The following is a 16507-nucleotide window of genomic DNA, read 5'->3' as shown; positions in this document are numbered from 1 at the left end:
AAGCAATCAGACTTCACCTGTTACCGGTTCCGTTCAAAGCTTTTGGTCACAACGATTTGGCCAACAATCGCAGCATTGAATTTTCCGAGGTCTTCCGCCGGTATCCAGTATTCTCTGAGCGCCTGGCCACCAGCCTCTTGCGGAGCATAGGCGGAAAGAAACGCAGCCTGAACGTCAAAGCGCGTGACATAGCCAGCGCCATCTCGACAGACATTCCAATCCCGCGCAATACGAATGGCATATTCCTCTGTCAGCACAGGATAAAAGATCGGCTGATCAGGCAAGCGTGGCGGAAACGCCGTCATGCCGCTCTGCCTAATCAAATCCAGTTCAACGGGACCTACAGGCCTCCACAATGTGATAGTTTTCATTTAATTCAACCTAGATAAATTATTTAAATTCAGATCACTAAAGCAATAACCTATAGTGGTTTATAAGAAAATTCCGGTCGTCTAAAAGCCAGCCAAAATACACCGCCATATCCGCCCCTGCTCAATCCACCTTCAGCACCGCGCCGGTGTCGTATTGGCGCACATAGTCCACACGTTTGCCGTTCCAGTGATAACAATAATGCCGGCCCTGATCGGGAATGCTAATCACGTCAGGCCAGAACACGCCGATGCAACGCCCGCCCGGCATGCGTACGCTGTCCCATAACAGGCCGTCGCTGCCTGCGGTGCGCAGCCGTTTTCCCTCGACATGCGATGCACTGTAATCCGTGGGATGCAGCACACCAGGCACAGCGTTCACATCATCCAATGTCCTGTCGATACGGCCCACCAGCACCCGAAAATCGGATGTCCAGCCGGGCGCCTGCTGTGTTGCGCGCATAAAATTCTGGTGGTGATACACGGTTTCTGCCACTGCGACATCTTCCGTGCCGCCGGCATAATAAATGCCATAGCTGCCATCGCTGAAGCGACCCGGCCGATCAGTAGAACAATGCACGAAGGGTGCCATGACAAGGCTGGAACCGGGGCCCGACACCCGCCGGTCGGCCGGCACCTTGCCCAGATCACCCACCTCGTAGCGCACCCGTGGATTGGTCTTTTCCTCCACGGCCACCAGCGCCTCCCAGTCACGCGGGTCGGCGATGTCTTCAAACAGGTGGATGGGTGGAAAGATAGACCGGATGATGCGGTAGGTCTGCGAACGCACATGGGCGCGAACGGACAGGTGCCCTACCATGCGCTTCTCTCGGCATCGAGCCATTCCCGCATAACGGCCAGATCCGACAACTCGCCCTGCAGCATGATGTCCAGTGCCGACTTGCCGGCAAAGGCGGCGTTGGGCGCCTTGATCCACTCGTAACCACGCGCCACATCCTTGAACAGATAACGCACACCCTTGTGGATGCCCATCAAATGCGCCATCCGCATTCGCAGATCACGGTCTATGCGGCCGGGGCTGCCCTCTTTCCAGCGTGCCCAGGTGCGGGCGGAAAGCCCGCCCAGCAACGTGCAGGCCTGCGCATCCGTAAGCTTCCAAGCATTAAACAGGTTTACCGTGGTGCGTGCCAAAGCCCCCGCTTCCGCATCGCTGATGTCTGCTGAACTGGCATCGGCCAGAGTAGGCACAATCGGCTGTAACAACATGGCAAACCTCACAATCTGGCGTATAAATAACATAGTTATGCCATTTGGCAAGGATGTTGACGATACAACGCCGTGTCGCAGCAGCGTGAGCAGCCATTTTTATGAGCCGCATGTCCCGGCTAATTAACAATTTTCCTTTAATCTGGGCGTTGCAGAAAACGAAACAGCATGAAAACACCCCTCTTCCGCCAAGCAGCGATGACGTGACCCTACGGTGAGCCGCAAGTGATATTCAGTAAAGACCCGAAGACAAATCGCCTCTTCGAGATTGAATGCTTGCGCGGCTTTGCAGCTCTTTATGTGGTCTCCTTCCATGTCCTGCGGCCGCAGATTCAGGAATATTCCTACATCCTGTCCATTCCCTTCCGCTTCGGGCAAGAGGCGGTCATCCTGTTTTTCTTGCTGTCAGGTTTTTCAATCAACTATTCCTGGTCGCAACGGCCACAAAAGACTTTCCGCATTTTTGCGCGCGACCGGCTTGTCCGCATCATGCCGATCTTTCTGGTGGCACTGCTTGCGACCTATATCTGCACCGCACTGGCAGCCCGTGAATGGATCGACATCGACCTCGGCACCTTCATCGGCAATGCGCTAATGCTGCAGGACCGCCCTCGCCTCGGTACCATTGTTGAACCCTACATGGGCAATCAGGCACTGTGGTCGCTGTCTTACGAAGTGGCCTTTTACCTGTTTTATTACATGCTGGTGCGGTTTACGCCGCCGGCACACAGAACCGTCGTTGTCGGCATCACCTCGGTGGTGTTTTTCCTGGTCATGCTGTCTTATCCCAATCAACTCAGCCGTTTTCTGGCTTATTTTTGCATCTGGTGGCTGGGTGCTGTCATGAGTGAAATCTATCTGGGCCGCGCGCAGGCAAAGGAGTTTTTCCTGGCGCTGTTGCCGGTTGCTCTGGTCGCACTCTGCCTTGCTCTTTTGGCCTCCAACAGCGATGTCGAGATTGATATTGGCACAAGTGTGCTGTTTCCGTTTCTGGAACTTCGCCACTTTGCGGGTGCCTTGGTCATTGCGCTTGCCATGTTTGTCTGGTCGCTCAACGGCTGGAAAGGGTTCCGGCCGCTGTTTGCACCCTTTGCCTTGCTGGCACCGGTCTCTTACGCCGTTTACGTGCTGCATTTTCCGATCATGGCGGACATGCGTGAAAGCCTTGAACTCTCGCCCTGGCTGACCATTCCGGTGACCGCTCTCGTCACGCTGGTTTTCGCCATTCTGCTGGAAGGCCCGTTCCAACGCGCCATCAACCGCGCAGTCAAAGCCCGCAAACAGAAGATCAGCCTCACCAGCGAAAGCCACCAGACGCCTTGAGGTAACGACGCGGATATAGCAACTGGAGCATAAAGCAGACTGGCCCATCTGGCCAATTGAAAGACTGACCGCCGCAACACATCAGAACTGCGGTGCCTCACAGCGCACTATTCCGCAGGCATGCGCCCGGTGCGCAAAGAATATGAGACCTCATAGCGGCCTGCCTGTTCTGCCTGGCGTGCTGCAAGCCCAAAATCATAGGGAACAGCGCGCAAATCAACGGACCAGCCGGAAGAGAGCTTTTCAAGCAGAGCATACCGTGCGTGAGGCGCGCCGGATTCAATCACATGAGCCACAGGCATATCGTCACTGTATGCGGGCATTCCCACGCTACCGGGGTTTACGATGAGAACATCGCGAACATACGCAACACGAGGAATATGGGTGTGTCCACATAAGACCACACGGGCGTCTCCTATACCCGTGAGCTTGCCAAGAATAGCATCCTCCGGGGCAAGAGTAGCCCTTCCAGAGCGAACGTCTTCAAGCATGTATTCAAGATCGCCGCCAGCGGGGCTTCCATGGCATGCAAACACCTCTCCATCGGCAAGCGTCAGGGTCGCAGGCAATCCAGCAATCCATTTGAAATGTGCTTCGGTCAGGCGCGGCCGTGCGAAAGCGTCGGAAGCGCCTGTTCCGCTTTCAAGCAATTGTCGCTCGTGGTTTCCCGCAATGGTCTCGTGGCCCAAGCTCATAAGCAGATCCGCACAACCGGCAGGGTCAAATGGCCCAGACACAAGGTCACCGAGGTTCACGACGACATCAGGGTTAGCTCGGCGCAAATGTTCTACAACGGCTTCAAGTGCGACACGATTTCCATGAACATCTGACAACACCGCTATACGCATTTAAAACCTCACTTGAAAATCAACGTCTTTAGACGACATGCCGACCGGAGTGGCAAGAGCGCCTAGGCCGTTTCGCTGCAATGTGCTCAACGCACGGACAGAAGGTATTTCAGGCCTAGGGTGAAACCGCGCGGCGCAACGGTCAGGTGATCTTCGTCCTCAAGCACAACTGATTTCAATTGCAGGTTCGGATAGTGACGGCTTTTCAAAGCCGCTTCGAAAGCCTTGTTATCCGCCACCATATCCACAGACTGGTTGTAGCGTCTGTCGCCTTTGCGCAAGGCTTCGTAAGCGCCGACATAAAGATAGACCTTGGCGCTCAAGTCCTTGTTGTTTTTCGCGTAAATCTCTTCCAGCTTCAAGGCATGGCGTTTGTCATACCACAGTGACGGGCTACCGAGCACATAGCCGTTAAACAGGTCAGGCTGCGTCAACAAAATCTGCGCGCCGAGCAAAGACCCGTAGGAGTGTCCAAGGAAAAACGAACCGGCAGGATCTGTCCGGTAACGGCTGGCAATGAACGGTTTGACCTGATCGGCCAGATAACGCTGATAGGCTTTTCCTTCCCCATGCACTGCGCCTGCTGATGCCGTGCTCGGACCTCTAGGGGTCGGGGTATAGTCGCGCTGACGACTGACTTTTCCATCCTCACCCTTGGCATAGGACAGGCCAACAAGGATAAATTCCTTGATCTGCGGCCCCTCGACGTTAAGCCGACGGCCGATCTGCCGGATAATAGGGAAAGCGTAATCAGCATCCGTGACATAAAGCACGGGATAGCGCCGCTTTGGCTGGGCTGCATAGGACGGCGGCAAAGCAACAAAGACCTGGTAGCCGCGGCCTGAAACCGGATCAGGCACATCCCAGACCTCACTACCAACTATCTCATAGGCCCGCCCCTCACCCGTCTGCGCCTTTGGTGCTGACTGCGCATAAGTTTGCGTTGCGGTACCGGTAACGCTGACGCCAGCCATCAGTGCCGCCAGCAGGATATTTTGAATATTATGTCGCACGCGCAAGTCTCCGCCCAAACAATGTCGATGCTGTCAGCCTCTACGGACGGATATGCGCGGCAATAAGACCAGACGTCTGGCGAATGGATTTGTGCTTAACAAACAACAAAACCTGGGGTTGACGACGGTAACATATATTAAGCCGCTGATACGCCAAGCCAGCCGTGAAAATCACCGCCGCACCGGGCTAAAGATGCGCGAGGGCTGCCATGTGGTCAGCCTTGGCCTTCATCACTCCGGGCGCAGATGAATGGCCACCATCGCGCCGCCCTCCGGACGATTGTTGAATTCAAGATGGCCGCCATGAGCGGTTGCTATGGCCTGCACGACAGACAATCCAAGCCCGGTCCCGCCGGTTGCCCGTGATCGTGATGGATCGCCACGCCAGAAGGGATTGACGGCCACCGCGTCCATATCCTCAGGAAAACCGGGGCCGCGATCGAGAACACGGATAACCACGCTGCCGTCGGGCAGACTTTCCGTCTCACAGCGCAGCCAGCGACCGCTTTCGGCATAACGGCTGGCATTGTTGAGGAGGGCCAGCACCGCCTGGCGCACCCGTGAGGGGTCGGCTAAGATCGTTGCCGGTTTCAGGGCGGTTTCAATCTCGAACGCGCGTTCCTCCAGCATCGGCCGGGCCGCTGCAACAACCGCCTCCACCACCTGCGCCACATCAAGCGGCTGGCGTTGCATCACCAGCTTATGGCCAATCGCCAGCGACAGGGTGCGCAAATCTTCGACAATTCGCCCCAGCCCCTCCACCTGCAGCAGAAGGTCGGAGATAATCTTCCGCTCCATCGGAAACACGCCGTCAATCATACCTTGCAGCGCGCCCTGTAGAATGGTCAGCGGCGTTCGCAACTCATGGGCAATGGCCATATTGTTGAAACGCAAACGCTTTTCCATCGTATCAAGGCTGGTCGCCAGCGCATTGAACGTCTCGACGAGGCTTGAAACTTCCTGCGTATTGCTGGTGGAAACCGCAACTCGTGCTGAAAAGTCACCCGATTTCAGCGCCTCTGCCGCCACAGTCAAGTCTTCCAGCGGCCGGGCGATGCGCCGCGCCAGATAGATGCCGATAATGGCGCAAACCAGCGCGGACAGCAGGCCACACACAAGGGCGGCAAGCTGGATCTGCAAATCGGTCTGCGCATCCTGGGCGTTAAGATGTTCAACAAGGGTTTTGACGCCGGCACCATCCGGCACACGGCCTTCGGTCAAGTCCTTATAGGCCGTTGCCGCCTCAGGAGGCAGGTTGCTGTTGATGGTGTCATCCAGATAAGCCGAATACCAGTTGACCCCGACATAGGCCATGCCAACGCTGAGCAACAACATGGTTGCGATGACAATGGCTGTCAGCGTTGCAAGCGACAGGTTTTTAAATCTTGGCAACCTCATAGCGGATCAGAAAACCGGTAGCCGATGCCACGCACGGCGGAAAAGAAACCGGTTTGCCCAAACTCCTCCAGCTTGCGGCGAAGGTTTGAAATATGCGTATCGACGGTGCGCACCAGCGCGTCACTTTCTGGCAGGCACGCGTCAAGAATATCGGCGCGGCCAAATGCCTGCGTCGGGTGCCGGATCATATGCGCCAGAATGCGGAATTCACTCAGCGTCAATGTCAGGGCGATACGCTGCCCATCCTTGTTGACGAAAACCGAATAACTGCCGAAATCCACTTCAATCGCCCGAAACCGCCTTATGGTGTCCTTTCGCTCCCCCAGTGTCCGGCGCAACACCGCCCTCACCCGCGCCACAACTTCCTGCGGGTTGAACGGCTTTACCACATAGTCATCGGCGCCCAGATGCAGGCCGCTCAACCGGTCCAGATCATCGGCCAGTGCAGTGACCATGATCACAGGTGTCGAACTGGTCTGGCGAAGGCGCGCCAGTACGCCCAGACCATCCAGCTTGGGAATGCGCACATCCAGAAGCACAAGGTCCGGTTTTAGAATGGCATGGTGCTGCAGGGCGGTTTCACCATCGGCGGCATGCACGGTGCGAAAGCCGTCGCGCTGCAGATATCCTTCAAGGATCATTGCAATTGCCGGCTCATCCTCAACGATGAGAACAAGATTATTGTCCACTTTTGTCCCTGGCTATCATTTAGGTCTTACATTTGGCCGTCGAAGCCGCCGCGACTATGGGAAATAAACCGCCCTCACGCAATTCCAAACAGTCTCTTGATCGTCGGAAAACCCAATCTGAACAGGCCCTTGACCCGGTCTTGGCCGTTTCTTGACAATTGAATTTCAAATTCCGGCCACACACGGGCACCTGCCGTCACTTAACGGCGCAAGGCTGCTCCATATCGTCGAACTTACGCATCAGGCCGGCGGAAAATCTCACAGCATTTTCCGGTCTGTGCCGTGGCCTCAGGAATGACCAGCATGTCAAAAACCGCATCGGACTATCTGTCCAGCGCGTCCCTTCAAAAACACCAGCCGACCACACAGACAGGTACGGAAAGGGCCGTCAGCCTGCTTGGCACAGCCATTGTGTTGACCAGCTTTTTCTTCGTGGTCTTTCCCATGGTGGACCTTGCGGTATCACGCTGGTTTGCGCGCGGCTCGGTGTTTGTTCTGGCCGAGCAACCATTCCTGAAAGCGGTGCGAAACGTCAGCCGTGGCAGCGTCTACTACATCATCACTGCCATGCTGCTGCTCCTTGGCCTCAACATGGCTCTGCCGCGCAGATACCGGTTCTGCCAGCTGCACAAGCCACTGTTTGTGCTGCTCAGCTTTGCCGCGGGGCCGGTCATCATCGTCGAGACATTAAAGGCCCTGATTGGTCGCGCCCGGCCCCGCCACCTCCTGGAATTTGGCGGCAGTGCAGATTTCACACCGGTCTGGCAGTTTGCCGCCACCTGCGCCCGCAACTGTTCCTTCCCGTCAGGCGAGGCATCGGGCGCTGCAGCCGCTCTTTCACTTCTGGTGTTTATCCCTGAGAGATTGCGCAGCATCGCCGCCCTCGTCCTCACACCTTTCCTTGCGGTGGTCGCGCTTAATCGCGTGCTGTTTGGCGCCCATTTCCTGTCTGATGTCATGCTTGGCTGGCTGCTGACCTTGTTTGCCATGGTGCTGATCTGGCGGTGGTTGTTGCCACAGCAACAACGCATAGATGCGTTTCTGACCCGGGCACGGGTCGCACCAGCCCGGCGCAGTTAGCGCCGCGGCACCTCCCTCCCCAATCAACAACCACATCGAAGGACAAACCCGTGAGCACACTTCTTATCGAAAAATATGTCGATGGCACCTGCGTGGAAAAACTGCACCTGCCCGTCACGCCGCTGCAATTGCTGGCAAAACTTCTGCCGGCAAAGGCGCGACGCGACATGCTGCGCCATGGCCTCGATATTGACGCGCTTCTGAATGACCCACCAACCGCCTTCACCGAACAATGGCTTGATGTTGAGGAAAAGAAGGTGGCAAAGCGCATCCGCATTTCCCGCCAGTAACGCCCCTGGCAATCAGGGGTGCAGTCGACGCCTCGAAATCCATGCACCCCAGAACAGACTGGCAAAAAACTGCGTGGGTTGTTCAAACCCGTTTTGTGTAAACAGCGTATCAACCGCCTCTTCCGAAACAGGCGGTTCGGCACCCTGCAATATCCGGTCCATCTTTGTCCTGATCTCGTCCGGCTGCGCGCCGGACATTTTCCATCGTCGCGCCCATGCCGCCATAAACAGCGGCTGAGACTGGTAGGCCCGGTAATTTCCGGCCACCACAAGCGGTGCACCGTCTTTCAGGTGGGTCGCCAGCTGGCGCATGATGTCACGCTTGGCGGCATCACCGGGCAGGTGGTGCAAAACCCCAATCATGATGGCGGCATCAAACACCGCATCTCCGGCCACACACGAAAGGTCACCCGCTATGCAGGTAACCCGCGCCGCCAGCCCGGATTTTGCAATGTTTTCCTGCGCCGCTTCCAGCATCGGTATGGATGGATCGACAGCCACAAAGGACCAGTCGGGTTCCAGTCCCGCAAGGGCAATGATTTCGCCAGCTGTGCCACCCGCCCCAACCACCAGAATGCGGGCCTGACGCACATCGGCAAGAGAGGCCGACACCATGCAGGCAGACAGTTCATGGCAGGCATCGTAACCGGCAAGCGCAATCCGGCTTTGGCGCGCATATTCCACTGCGCGTGACTGATCAAATTTGGTGACGGAGTTTGCGGGTGTGTCTGACATGACGGCAGTCCATTTTATGGCATGAGTGCGTTGTCATCAGTTTACCTCAATATCAATCAAGCCTATGGCTAATTGCATGATCGAACGTTCAAATCAGAACCAAAAGCATGACCGGCTGGCAGCCTTCCTGCGCACCTATGGTCTTCAGGCCCATCACGCCGAACAGCCTGGCAATGCCAATCTGCTCATTCTGGATGCTGATGGCGCGGGCGCGCCAACCCATCTGCTTTACGCGCCGCGCAGCGCCGGGGCGCCCCTGCCGGGCACCACGCTGCTGACCGCCGCTGTCATCGATTTCAGCGGCATCATCAATCCACTGGTCAACACCCTGCCCGACACGTTGTCGTTTGATCTTTCACAGGAACCGCACTTGCGCGGACTGTCAGATCTCATCGTCACCGAAAGTCTTGAACGGCGCTGTGGCGGCGGCACAATCTTTGCCCGGCTGTGCGAAGTGGTGGTGGTTCTGGCCATCCGCAAGGCCATTGCGGCAGGCACCGTCAATGCCGGTTTGCTGGCCGGACTTGCGCATGCTGAGCTGCATGTCAGCCTGATTGCCATGCATGAAGACCCGGCACGCAACTGGCAGATCAGTGAACTGGCGCAACGTGCGGGCATGAAACGCAGCACCTTCATCGCAACCTTCAAACATGTGGTCGGCCAACCACCCGCCGCTTATCTCACACAGTGGCGGCTGTCGCTGGCACGCGCGCAACTGCGTTCAGGCCGCAGTGTCAAATCCGTTGCCGCAGACGTTGGTTTCGGCAGTGCAGCTGCGTTTTCACGGGCATTTTCTCGTGCCTATGGCTACGCGCCGCGGTTTGAAACACACACCATAGAATGCGCAGATGGCCGGACAAGGCCAGCCACTCTGAACGCACACCGGGCTTAAATGGCCTGCCATTCGGCTCGCAACATGCCCATGATTGCAGTGTCCCAGCGCTCGTCGCCCACCTGAACAGACGAGCGCCGTACCCCCTCCGGCACAAACCCCACCTTGGCATAGGTGCGTATGGCCGGCGTATTCCAGGTATAGACGTTCAACTCGACACGCTCGATTTCGGAAAAGGAAAAAGCCTGCTCCAAAACCGCTTGCAACAACGGCCCGGCAAGTCCCTTGCCGCGATGATCCGGCGCAATGATCACCCGCCCGATGCGGGCAACGCCATGCCGCCAATCCATGGCCAACTGAATATGCCCGGCCAGCGCCTGATTGGCATCAACCGCCATCCAGCACAGGCGTTTGGGCGGCGTGCCAGACGCCTCGGCGCGCATCTGCTCCAGCTGCTCGTCACTGACAGGAAAGGTCAGATCAGGCCCACCCCACTGCACCAGTTCTTTCTCGCTGCTCAGCCAACCGCGCAAAGCGGTAAAGTGCTGCGTTTCAAAATCAATCAGTGTCATCATGTCCGCATTCACAGGTCATTTTCCGTTTTGCCACGTCGTGCCCGCTGGTGCCGGATCCACCAGTTGTCACGGCAGATAACGCGGAACTCGCGCTTCAAGTATCTTTACCAGTTCAGGGTCCATGAACTCGTAATCATCAGGAATATCCAGACAGATAAGCCGTTTGCCGAGCAGGAACTTCTTGTACTTTTGCTGAACCTTGTTCCGGTGCGCCTTTTCCATGACGAAGATGATATCCGCCCACTCGATCTGTTCACCATCAAGCGGATTAACGGCGTCATTATTGGTTCCGGCAGACGAAACCTCAAGATTGTCCCATCTTGCGAACACCTGTTCGGCAGTAGGGCTGCGCAGTTTGTTTTGACTGCAGATAAATAATACGCGTTTGATTTTCGGCCTCGTTGATCCAGTAAGCACTGCTACTTTGTAGCAATGAATTTCTCACAATTGCAACGTGAGGTTTCGGCGAGACCGATCTCTAGAAACACTCACATTATACTCAACGTCGCACTTGCCAGCACCACATAGCGGCCGACCTTGGCGATGATGACGAGCAAAAGAAACACCGGGAAAGGTTCGCGCATCACGCCGGCGACCACGGTCAGCGGGTCGCCGATAATGGGTGCCCAGCTGAGCAGCAGTGACCATTTGCCGTAACGCTGATACCAGCCCTGCGCGCGCTCCAGTGCCGTCTGCTTGACCGGAAACCATGGCCGGTTGCGGAAGCGTTCGATCCCGCGCCCCAGCAGCCAGTTGACGACGGAGCCGAGCACATTGCCGACGCTGGCGACTGCCACCAATATCCACACGGCGTAATGGCCGACATAGATCAGCCCCACCAGCACCGCTTCCGATTGGGCGGGCAAAATGGTAGCGGCCACAAAGGCGGCCATAAACAAGCCCGAGAGGGCAGCAAGATCACCCATCAGCGGCGGCACCATGTCGGGAGGTCGCGGCGATCAACTTCTGAGCGATGACAGTGAGGGTGGTGGCGGAAGACGTGGTGACACCCCTGCCCCATGGCCTGAGCATGATGAGATTGCGGATGGATGATAGCGAGATCGTTTGGCATCATGGTCAAAGCTCACCGGATGCTTCACGGCGGCGCTGTTCCAGCTCTTCACTGTAACGGCGCAGTGTGTGGCTTTCGGTCAACAGGCCAACCGGCCGGTTCTCGATCTTGTCATTGACGACAACCAGAGCTTCGCTTTCCGCTGCATCAAAGGCCGCTGCCGCCTGCCGTGCATTCATGGTCGGCAGCAGAATGTCGTTCTTGTAGTGCAGATAGGTTCCAAGATTTATGGTTTCCGGATCACGGTCCATCGGGTCGGCATAGATTTCCGGCACCAGCACCATGCCGGCATAACGGCCGTCATCATCGGTCATGATCACGCGCTGCGTGGAACCCAGCGGAAACTTTTCCTTGAAGTCGGAAAGCCCCATGCTGACATTGGCCTTGCGAATGTCGGCGCGCATCATGCGGCCCACCGTCAGGTCGCGGATCCAGCCAATATCATGGGCGCTGCGAATGCTTTCACCGCGCAGGTGAAAACGCCATGTGGCGAAGGAATAACCGAATGTGGTGCGCACCACCAGCGATGTGGTGACCACGGCTGCCAGCACCAGCACGGAAATCTGGAAGTCTCCTGTCAGTTCCAGCGCCAGGAAGGTCATGGTCAGCGGCCCGCCAATAATGGCGGCGGCAAAGGCGCTCATGCCGATAACGGCGTAAACGATGGGCGCGGTCTGGCCGTAGCCGATGAAGGGCACGATAATGGCAAAAATCTTGCCCAGCAGCGCGCCCATGAACAGTGATGCGAAGAACAGGCCACCACGGAAGTTGGAGCCGATGGAAATCGCGCTGGCGGCGGCTTTCAGCAGGAACAGCCCGGCCAGCATGTAAATCGGCAGGTCGGCATCGATGTTGAGATGCAGCGCCCCATGACCGCTGGACAGAACCTGCGGTGAAATCAGAGCAAGTGCCCCGACCACAGCGCCGCCCAGTGTCGGGCGCAACCAGGTGGGAATAGCGCTTTTGCGCGCCGTTTCCTCGATGAAGGACACCGCCTGCATGAGCACGATACCGATCGCCGCGCAGATAATGCCAAGAATGATGGCCGGCACATAATCCGGTGCCGTCACGCGGCTGGCATCAAACAGGTCAATTGTCAGGCCGTGGCCACCAATAAAACCGATGACGATGGTCGCAACCAGCGCCGAGACGATCAACGGTGCCAGCGTGACAATCGTATAGGTGCCGATAATCAGTTCAATGGCGTAAAACGCGCCGGTCAGCGGCGCATTGAAGGCGGCGGCAATGGCACCGGCGGCCCCGCAGCCGACCAGAATGCGCATGTCGCCGCGCCGCAGTTTCAGCTTGGTGCCAAGCTTTGAGGCCACACCACTGGCAATCTGCGTGTAACCGGCCTCAAGACCGACAGAGGCACCAAAACCGTTAGACACGATGTTTTGCAGGCACACCAGAATACTGTCGGTCAGGGAAATACGCCCGCCATGCAGCGCATTGGCCTCAATGGGGTCGATCATCGGTTTTTTGCGGGTTTTCGACAAAATGAATATGATAAGGCCAAGCACCGCGCCACCGGCCATGGGCCCGATAAAAACAACCCAGCCCGAAAGAGCGCTGCTGCTTAACCGTTCTACCCCGAACACCAGCACATGCAACGCCGTGCTCATCGCGCCAATCAGCCAGACAAGAAGACCGGCGGCAATGCCGATGATGACAGCCAAGGCCACCAAGCCCAGTTCGCCACGCCGGAACATGGCGCGCAAGCGGCTGGCGCGCACATTGTCGAAAAAGCTTGCCATATTGGGAGCACGGAAAGGCTTGGTCGACATGGTAGTCCTTTACAGGCAGTATCAGGGGGCGTGGATTTCGACCTCGAAACGCATCTGGTCGTAGGCCGGTTCAACATGATCAGGCGTTTCGCGCATCACGGTATCGTAATCCAGCGGCGTATGCATGTGCGTCAGCACTGCACGTTTTGGCAACAGCGTATTGATGCATTCCAGCGCCTGCGACAAGGACAGGTGGCTGGGGTGCGGCTGGTATTGAAGCGCATCGATAACAAGCACATCGAGCCCCTGCAAATGCGCAAGGCTTTGCGTGGGGAACCGGCTGACGTCAGTGCAATAGGCCACATCACCCATGCGGAAACCTAGCGAAAAAATATCGCCATGATGTTGCAGATGCGGCGTAAAATCGATTGGCCCACCCTCACCCGTAATCACGAATGTACCGGCCTTCGGGTCAATGATATTGGCCTCGATGATCGCGGGGTAATTGCTGCCCACCGGTGTCTTCAGGCAATAGGCAAAACCGTCGCGAATGCGGTCCAGGGTCGCCTGGTCGGCATAGATGGGAATACGCTGTCGTTGCAGCGCCCAGTACACCCGCAGGTCATCAATGCCGTGCAGATGGTCGGCATGGGCATGGGTGTAGATAACGGCGTCGATATGGTCGACACCGGCGCTGATCATCTGATGGCGAAAATCAGGCCCGGTATCGACAACGACAGTGGTCTTTCCGCCATCAGGCGCAAACTGCTCCACCATGAAGGCGGCCCGGCTGCGTCGGTTTTTCGGATTATCAGGGTCGCAGGCGCCCCAGTCACCGTTGATGCGCGGCACACCGGGGGACGATGCGCAGCCTAGAACTGTAAAGCGTCTTTTATAGACGCTCATCCCAGCCTCGGCATTTTTGAAAAGCACCGGAATGCATTTTCGGTGGTGATGCGCGCCATCTCGGCGTAGCTCATGTCATGCGCCTCGGCCAGAACCTCGGCGGTGTTGATGACATAGGACGGTTCGTTGCGTTTGCCGCGCCAGCGTTTCGGCGCCAGATAAGGCGCGTCGGTTTCCACCAGCAGGCGGTCGAGCGGCACGGTTGCGGCAATGTCCCTGATGTCCTGCGACTTCGGGAAAGTCAGGATACCGGAGAACGACACATAACCACCAAGCTCCGCACCGGTCTTTGCCAGTTCGGGCCCGGCCGAGAAACAATGCAGGATAAACGGAAAGGCACCCTTGGCGCTCTCGCCTTTCAAAATGGCTGCCATGTCATCATCCGCACTGCGGCTGTGAATGACCAGCGGCAGGCCGGTGACCCGTGCGGCCTCAATGTGGCGCAGCAATCCGGTCTTCTGGTCTTCAGGCTTTTGCGTGTCGTAGAAATAGTCCAGACCCGCCTCGCCAATCGCCACGATCTTCTCATGGCTATTGGCGATCTTGATGAGTTCCTCGGCAGTTATGTCGAGTTCTTCATCTGCATTGTTAGGATGGGTACCCACCGAGCAGAACACTGACGGGTACTTTTCGGTGATTTTCAACAGTTCAGGCAAACGCCGCACACGGGTTGAAATCGTCACCATCTGCTTGACGCCGGCCGCATGCGCGCGCGCGATGATGTCATCGCGCTCCGCTTCGAAATCCGGAAAATCCAGATGGCAATGGGTATCGATCAGCATCTGTTATACCTTACGCTTCCGGCGCCACATAACGCGGGAAAACGGGTGTCGGTGCCTCAAGCGGTGTGCCGGGAACCAGACGTCCCGCCTCACCCAGTGCTGCAAAATCACGTTTGTCAGCCGGTGCTGCCACCAGATCCAGCAGCTTTGCTGTGCTGTCAGGCATGAATGGCTGCAACAGAAGCGCAATCTGGCGCACGACTTCCGCCGTTACGTAAAGCACAGTGCCCATACGTTCCGGATCGGTCTTCTTCAGTGCCCATGGCTCCTGACCGGCAAAATAACGGTCGGTTTCAGACACAACGGCAATGATCGCGGCCAGTGCCTTGTGGATCATCTGCTTGCCCATTTCGTCGCGGCAGATTTCGAGCAGCGCATCGGCAGAAGCCAGCATCGCCTTGTCTTCATCGGTGTAAGCGCCCGGTGCCGGGATCTTGCCATCGCAGTTCTTGACAATCATCGACAGCGAACGGCTGGCGAGGTTGCCAACGCCATTGGCAAGGTCGGCATTGATACGGATGCCAATGCCTTCTTCGCTGTAGCTGCCGTCCTGGCCGAAGGAGACTTCGCGCAGGAAGAAATACCGCACCTGATCAAGGCCGAAATGGTTCACCAGATTGACCGGATCAACCACGTTGCCGAGCGACTTCGACATCTTCTCGCCCTTGTTGAGCAGGAAGCCGTGGGCAAAGACGCGCTTTGGCAGCGGCAGACCGGCGCTCATCAGGAATGCAGGCCAGTAAACGGCGTGGAAACGAATGATGTCCTTGCCGATGATATGCACGTCGGCTGGCCAGTACTTGGCGCGTGGGCCATCCTTGTCTTCGATGTAACCGGTGGCGGTAATGTAGTTGGTCAGCGCATCCACCCACACATACATGACGTGTGCAGGATCATTCGGCACCTTGATGCCCCAGTCAAAGGTGGTGCGCGACACCGAGAGGTCACGAAGGCCAGACTTGACGAAGGAGATCACTTCATTGCGACGCTCAGCCGGGCCGATGAAGTCTGGGTTTTCTTCGTAAAGCTTCAGCAGCTTGTCCTGGTATTCGGACAGCTTGAAGAAATAGCTTTCTTCTTGCACCCACTCCACCGGCGTGCCCTGCGGCCCGTAACGTACGCCATCGGCGCGCACTTCGGTTTCGTCTTCGCCGTAATAGGCTTCGTCACGCACCGAATACCAGCCGGCATAGCTGTCCTTGTAGATGTCGCCATTGTCGGCCATCAGGTTCCAGATATTGCGCGATGTCTCGTGGTGACGCTCTTCGGTGGTGCGGATGAAATCGTCATTGGACGCGTTCAGCAGCTTGCCCATGTCACGGAACTGGTCGGAATTGCGCTGCGCCAGTGCTTCCGGCGTAATGCCCTCTGCCTTGGCGGTCTGCTGCATCTTCTGGCCATGCTCGTCGGTTCCGGTCAGAAAGAACACATCACGACCGTCCAGACGCTGGAAACGCGCCATGGCATCGGTTGCGATCAGCTCATAGGCGTGGCCGATGTGCGGCTTGCCATTGGGGTAAGAAATCGCGGTGGTGATATAAAAAGGTGTCTTGTCTGTCATGACGGCTATCAGCTTTACACTATGTTTCCTAGGTAAACCGCTCATAGCCTATTGTTCGCACAAGCGAAACACCAACTTGGA

General features: G+C 57.0%; 19 protein-coding genes. 4 read left to right on the top strand and 15 right to left on the bottom strand.

Annotated features, from left to right (window positions below; all coding sequences use genetic code 11):
* Positions 1-20: 20 nt before the first annotated feature.
* The 3 genes from IB237_RS22765 to IB237_RS22755 all read right to left on the bottom strand — a co-directional run bounded on the left by IB237_RS22765 (position 21) and on the right by IB237_RS22755 (position 1595).
* A complete protein-coding gene (locus tag IB237_RS22765) occupies positions 21-371 on the bottom strand; it encodes an ADP-ribosylation/crystallin J1 (protein WP_192491018.1) in 351 nt (116 codons plus the stop codon).
* A gap of 121 nt (positions 372-492) precedes the next feature.
* Positions 493-1188 carry an RES family NAD+ phosphorylase gene (locus IB237_RS22760; protein WP_192491017.1) on the bottom strand — a complete coding sequence of 232 codons (696 nt, stop codon included), beginning with the start codon at positions 1186-1188 and terminating at the stop codon, positions 493-495.
* Positions 1182-1595, bottom strand: coding sequence for an antitoxin Xre-like helix-turn-helix domain-containing protein (locus tag IB237_RS22755; protein ID WP_192491016.1), 414 nt, complete (start codon positions 1593-1595; stop codon positions 1182-1184). Before IB237_RS22755 ends, IB237_RS22760 begins: the two co-directional genes overlap by 7 nt.
* 225 nt (positions 1596-1820) lie before the next feature.
* Here IB237_RS22755 and IB237_RS22750 point away from each other — a divergent pair, with 225 nt between their 5' ends.
* The gene (locus tag IB237_RS22750; RefSeq protein ID WP_192491015.1) at positions 1821-2918 is read left to right on the top strand and encodes an acyltransferase; all 1098 of its coding nucleotides are present in this window, start codon (positions 1821-1823) and stop codon (positions 2916-2918) included.
* A gap of 107 nt (positions 2919-3025) precedes the next feature.
* Here IB237_RS22750 and IB237_RS22745 read toward each other — a convergent pair whose 3' ends face one another.
* From IB237_RS22745 to IB237_RS22730, 4 genes are all read right to left on the bottom strand, one after another.
* Positions 3026-3766: a metallophosphoesterase gene (locus tag IB237_RS22745; RefSeq protein ID WP_192491014.1), complete on the bottom strand. Its 741-nt coding sequence runs from the start codon at positions 3764-3766 to the stop codon at positions 3026-3028.
* Between the two features lie 86 nt (positions 3767-3852).
* Positions 3853-4779, bottom strand: a complete 927-nt coding sequence (locus tag IB237_RS22740) for an alpha/beta hydrolase (protein WP_371815391.1) — start codon at positions 4777-4779, stop codon at positions 3853-3855.
* Between the two features lie 231 nt (positions 4780-5010).
* Positions 5011-6177: an ATP-binding protein gene (locus IB237_RS22735; protein WP_192491013.1), complete on the bottom strand. Its 1167-nt coding sequence runs from the start codon at positions 6175-6177 to the stop codon at positions 5011-5013.
* Positions 6174-6866: a response regulator gene (locus IB237_RS22730; protein ID WP_192491012.1), complete on the bottom strand. Its 693-nt coding sequence runs from the start codon at positions 6864-6866 to the stop codon at positions 6174-6176. Before IB237_RS22730 ends, IB237_RS22735 begins: the two co-directional genes overlap by 4 nt.
* A gap of 303 nt (positions 6867-7169) precedes the next feature.
* Here IB237_RS22730 and IB237_RS22725 point away from each other — a divergent pair, with 303 nt between their 5' ends.
* Positions 7170-7946: a phosphatase PAP2 family protein gene (locus IB237_RS22725; RefSeq protein WP_192491011.1), complete on the top strand. Its 777-nt coding sequence runs from the start codon at positions 7170-7172 to the stop codon at positions 7944-7946.
* Positions 7947-7996: 50 nt separating this feature from the next.
* Positions 7997-8236: a hypothetical protein gene (locus tag IB237_RS22720; protein WP_192491010.1), complete on the top strand. Its 240-nt coding sequence runs from the start codon at positions 7997-7999 to the stop codon at positions 8234-8236.
* A 12-nt stretch (positions 8237-8248) separates the two neighbouring features.
* On the opposite strand, the gene IB237_RS22715 is transcribed toward IB237_RS22720, so the two are convergent.
* The gene (locus tag IB237_RS22715; protein ID WP_192491009.1) at positions 8249-8971 is read right to left on the bottom strand and encodes a class I SAM-dependent methyltransferase; all 723 of its coding nucleotides are present in this window, start codon (positions 8969-8971) and stop codon (positions 8249-8251) included.
* A gap of 76 nt (positions 8972-9047) precedes the next feature.
* Here IB237_RS22715 and IB237_RS22710 point away from each other — a divergent pair, with 76 nt between their 5' ends.
* On the top strand, positions 9048-9863 hold the full coding sequence (locus IB237_RS22710) for an AraC family transcriptional regulator (RefSeq protein ID WP_192491008.1): 816 nt from the start codon (positions 9048-9050) through the stop codon (positions 9861-9863).
* Here the strand turns inward: IB237_RS22710 and IB237_RS22705 are convergent.
* From IB237_RS22705 to metG, 7 genes are all read right to left on the bottom strand, one after another.
* Entirely contained in the window at positions 9860-10378 is a 519-nt protein-coding gene (locus IB237_RS22705; protein WP_246788218.1) for a GNAT family N-acetyltransferase, read from the bottom strand. The two genes, IB237_RS22710 and IB237_RS22705, sit on opposite strands and share 4 nt — an antisense overlap.
* Positions 10379-10444: 66 nt before the next feature.
* Positions 10445-10768, bottom strand: coding sequence for a low molecular weight protein tyrosine phosphatase family protein (locus IB237_RS22700; RefSeq protein WP_192491196.1), 324 nt, complete (start codon positions 10766-10768; stop codon positions 10445-10447).
* Between the two features lie 98 nt (positions 10769-10866).
* Positions 10867-11304 carry a YqaA family protein gene (locus IB237_RS22695; protein ID WP_192491007.1) on the bottom strand — a complete coding sequence of 146 codons (438 nt, stop codon included), beginning with the start codon at positions 11302-11304 and terminating at the stop codon, positions 10867-10869.
* 151 nt (positions 11305-11455) lie between these two features.
* Positions 11456-13237 carry a chloride channel protein gene (locus IB237_RS22690; protein WP_371815389.1) on the bottom strand — a complete coding sequence of 594 codons (1782 nt, stop codon included), beginning with the start codon at positions 13235-13237 and terminating at the stop codon, positions 11456-11458.
* A 21-nt stretch (positions 13238-13258) separates the two neighbouring features.
* Positions 13259-14083, bottom strand: coding sequence for an MBL fold metallo-hydrolase (locus IB237_RS22685; protein ID WP_192491006.1), 825 nt, complete (start codon positions 14081-14083; stop codon positions 13259-13261).
* Complete coding sequence (locus tag IB237_RS22680; RefSeq protein ID WP_192491005.1) at positions 14080-14865, bottom strand: TatD family hydrolase; 786 nt, start codon at positions 14863-14865, stop codon at positions 14080-14082. Before IB237_RS22680 ends, IB237_RS22685 begins: the two co-directional genes overlap by 4 nt.
* Positions 14866-14875: 10 nt before the next feature.
* A complete protein-coding gene (gene metG, locus IB237_RS22675; RefSeq protein ID WP_192491004.1) occupies positions 14876-16426 on the bottom strand; it encodes a methionine--tRNA ligase in 1551 nt (516 codons plus the stop codon).
* Positions 16427-16507 lie beyond the last annotated feature (81 nt).

The organism is Agrobacterium sp. AGB01, assembly GCF_014851585.1.
Classification (GTDB): Bacteria; Pseudomonadota; Alphaproteobacteria; order Rhizobiales; family Rhizobiaceae; genus Agrobacterium.
The sequence above is the reverse complement of the archived record's forward strand: the minus strand, read 5'-3'. Positions and strand labels throughout refer to the sequence as shown.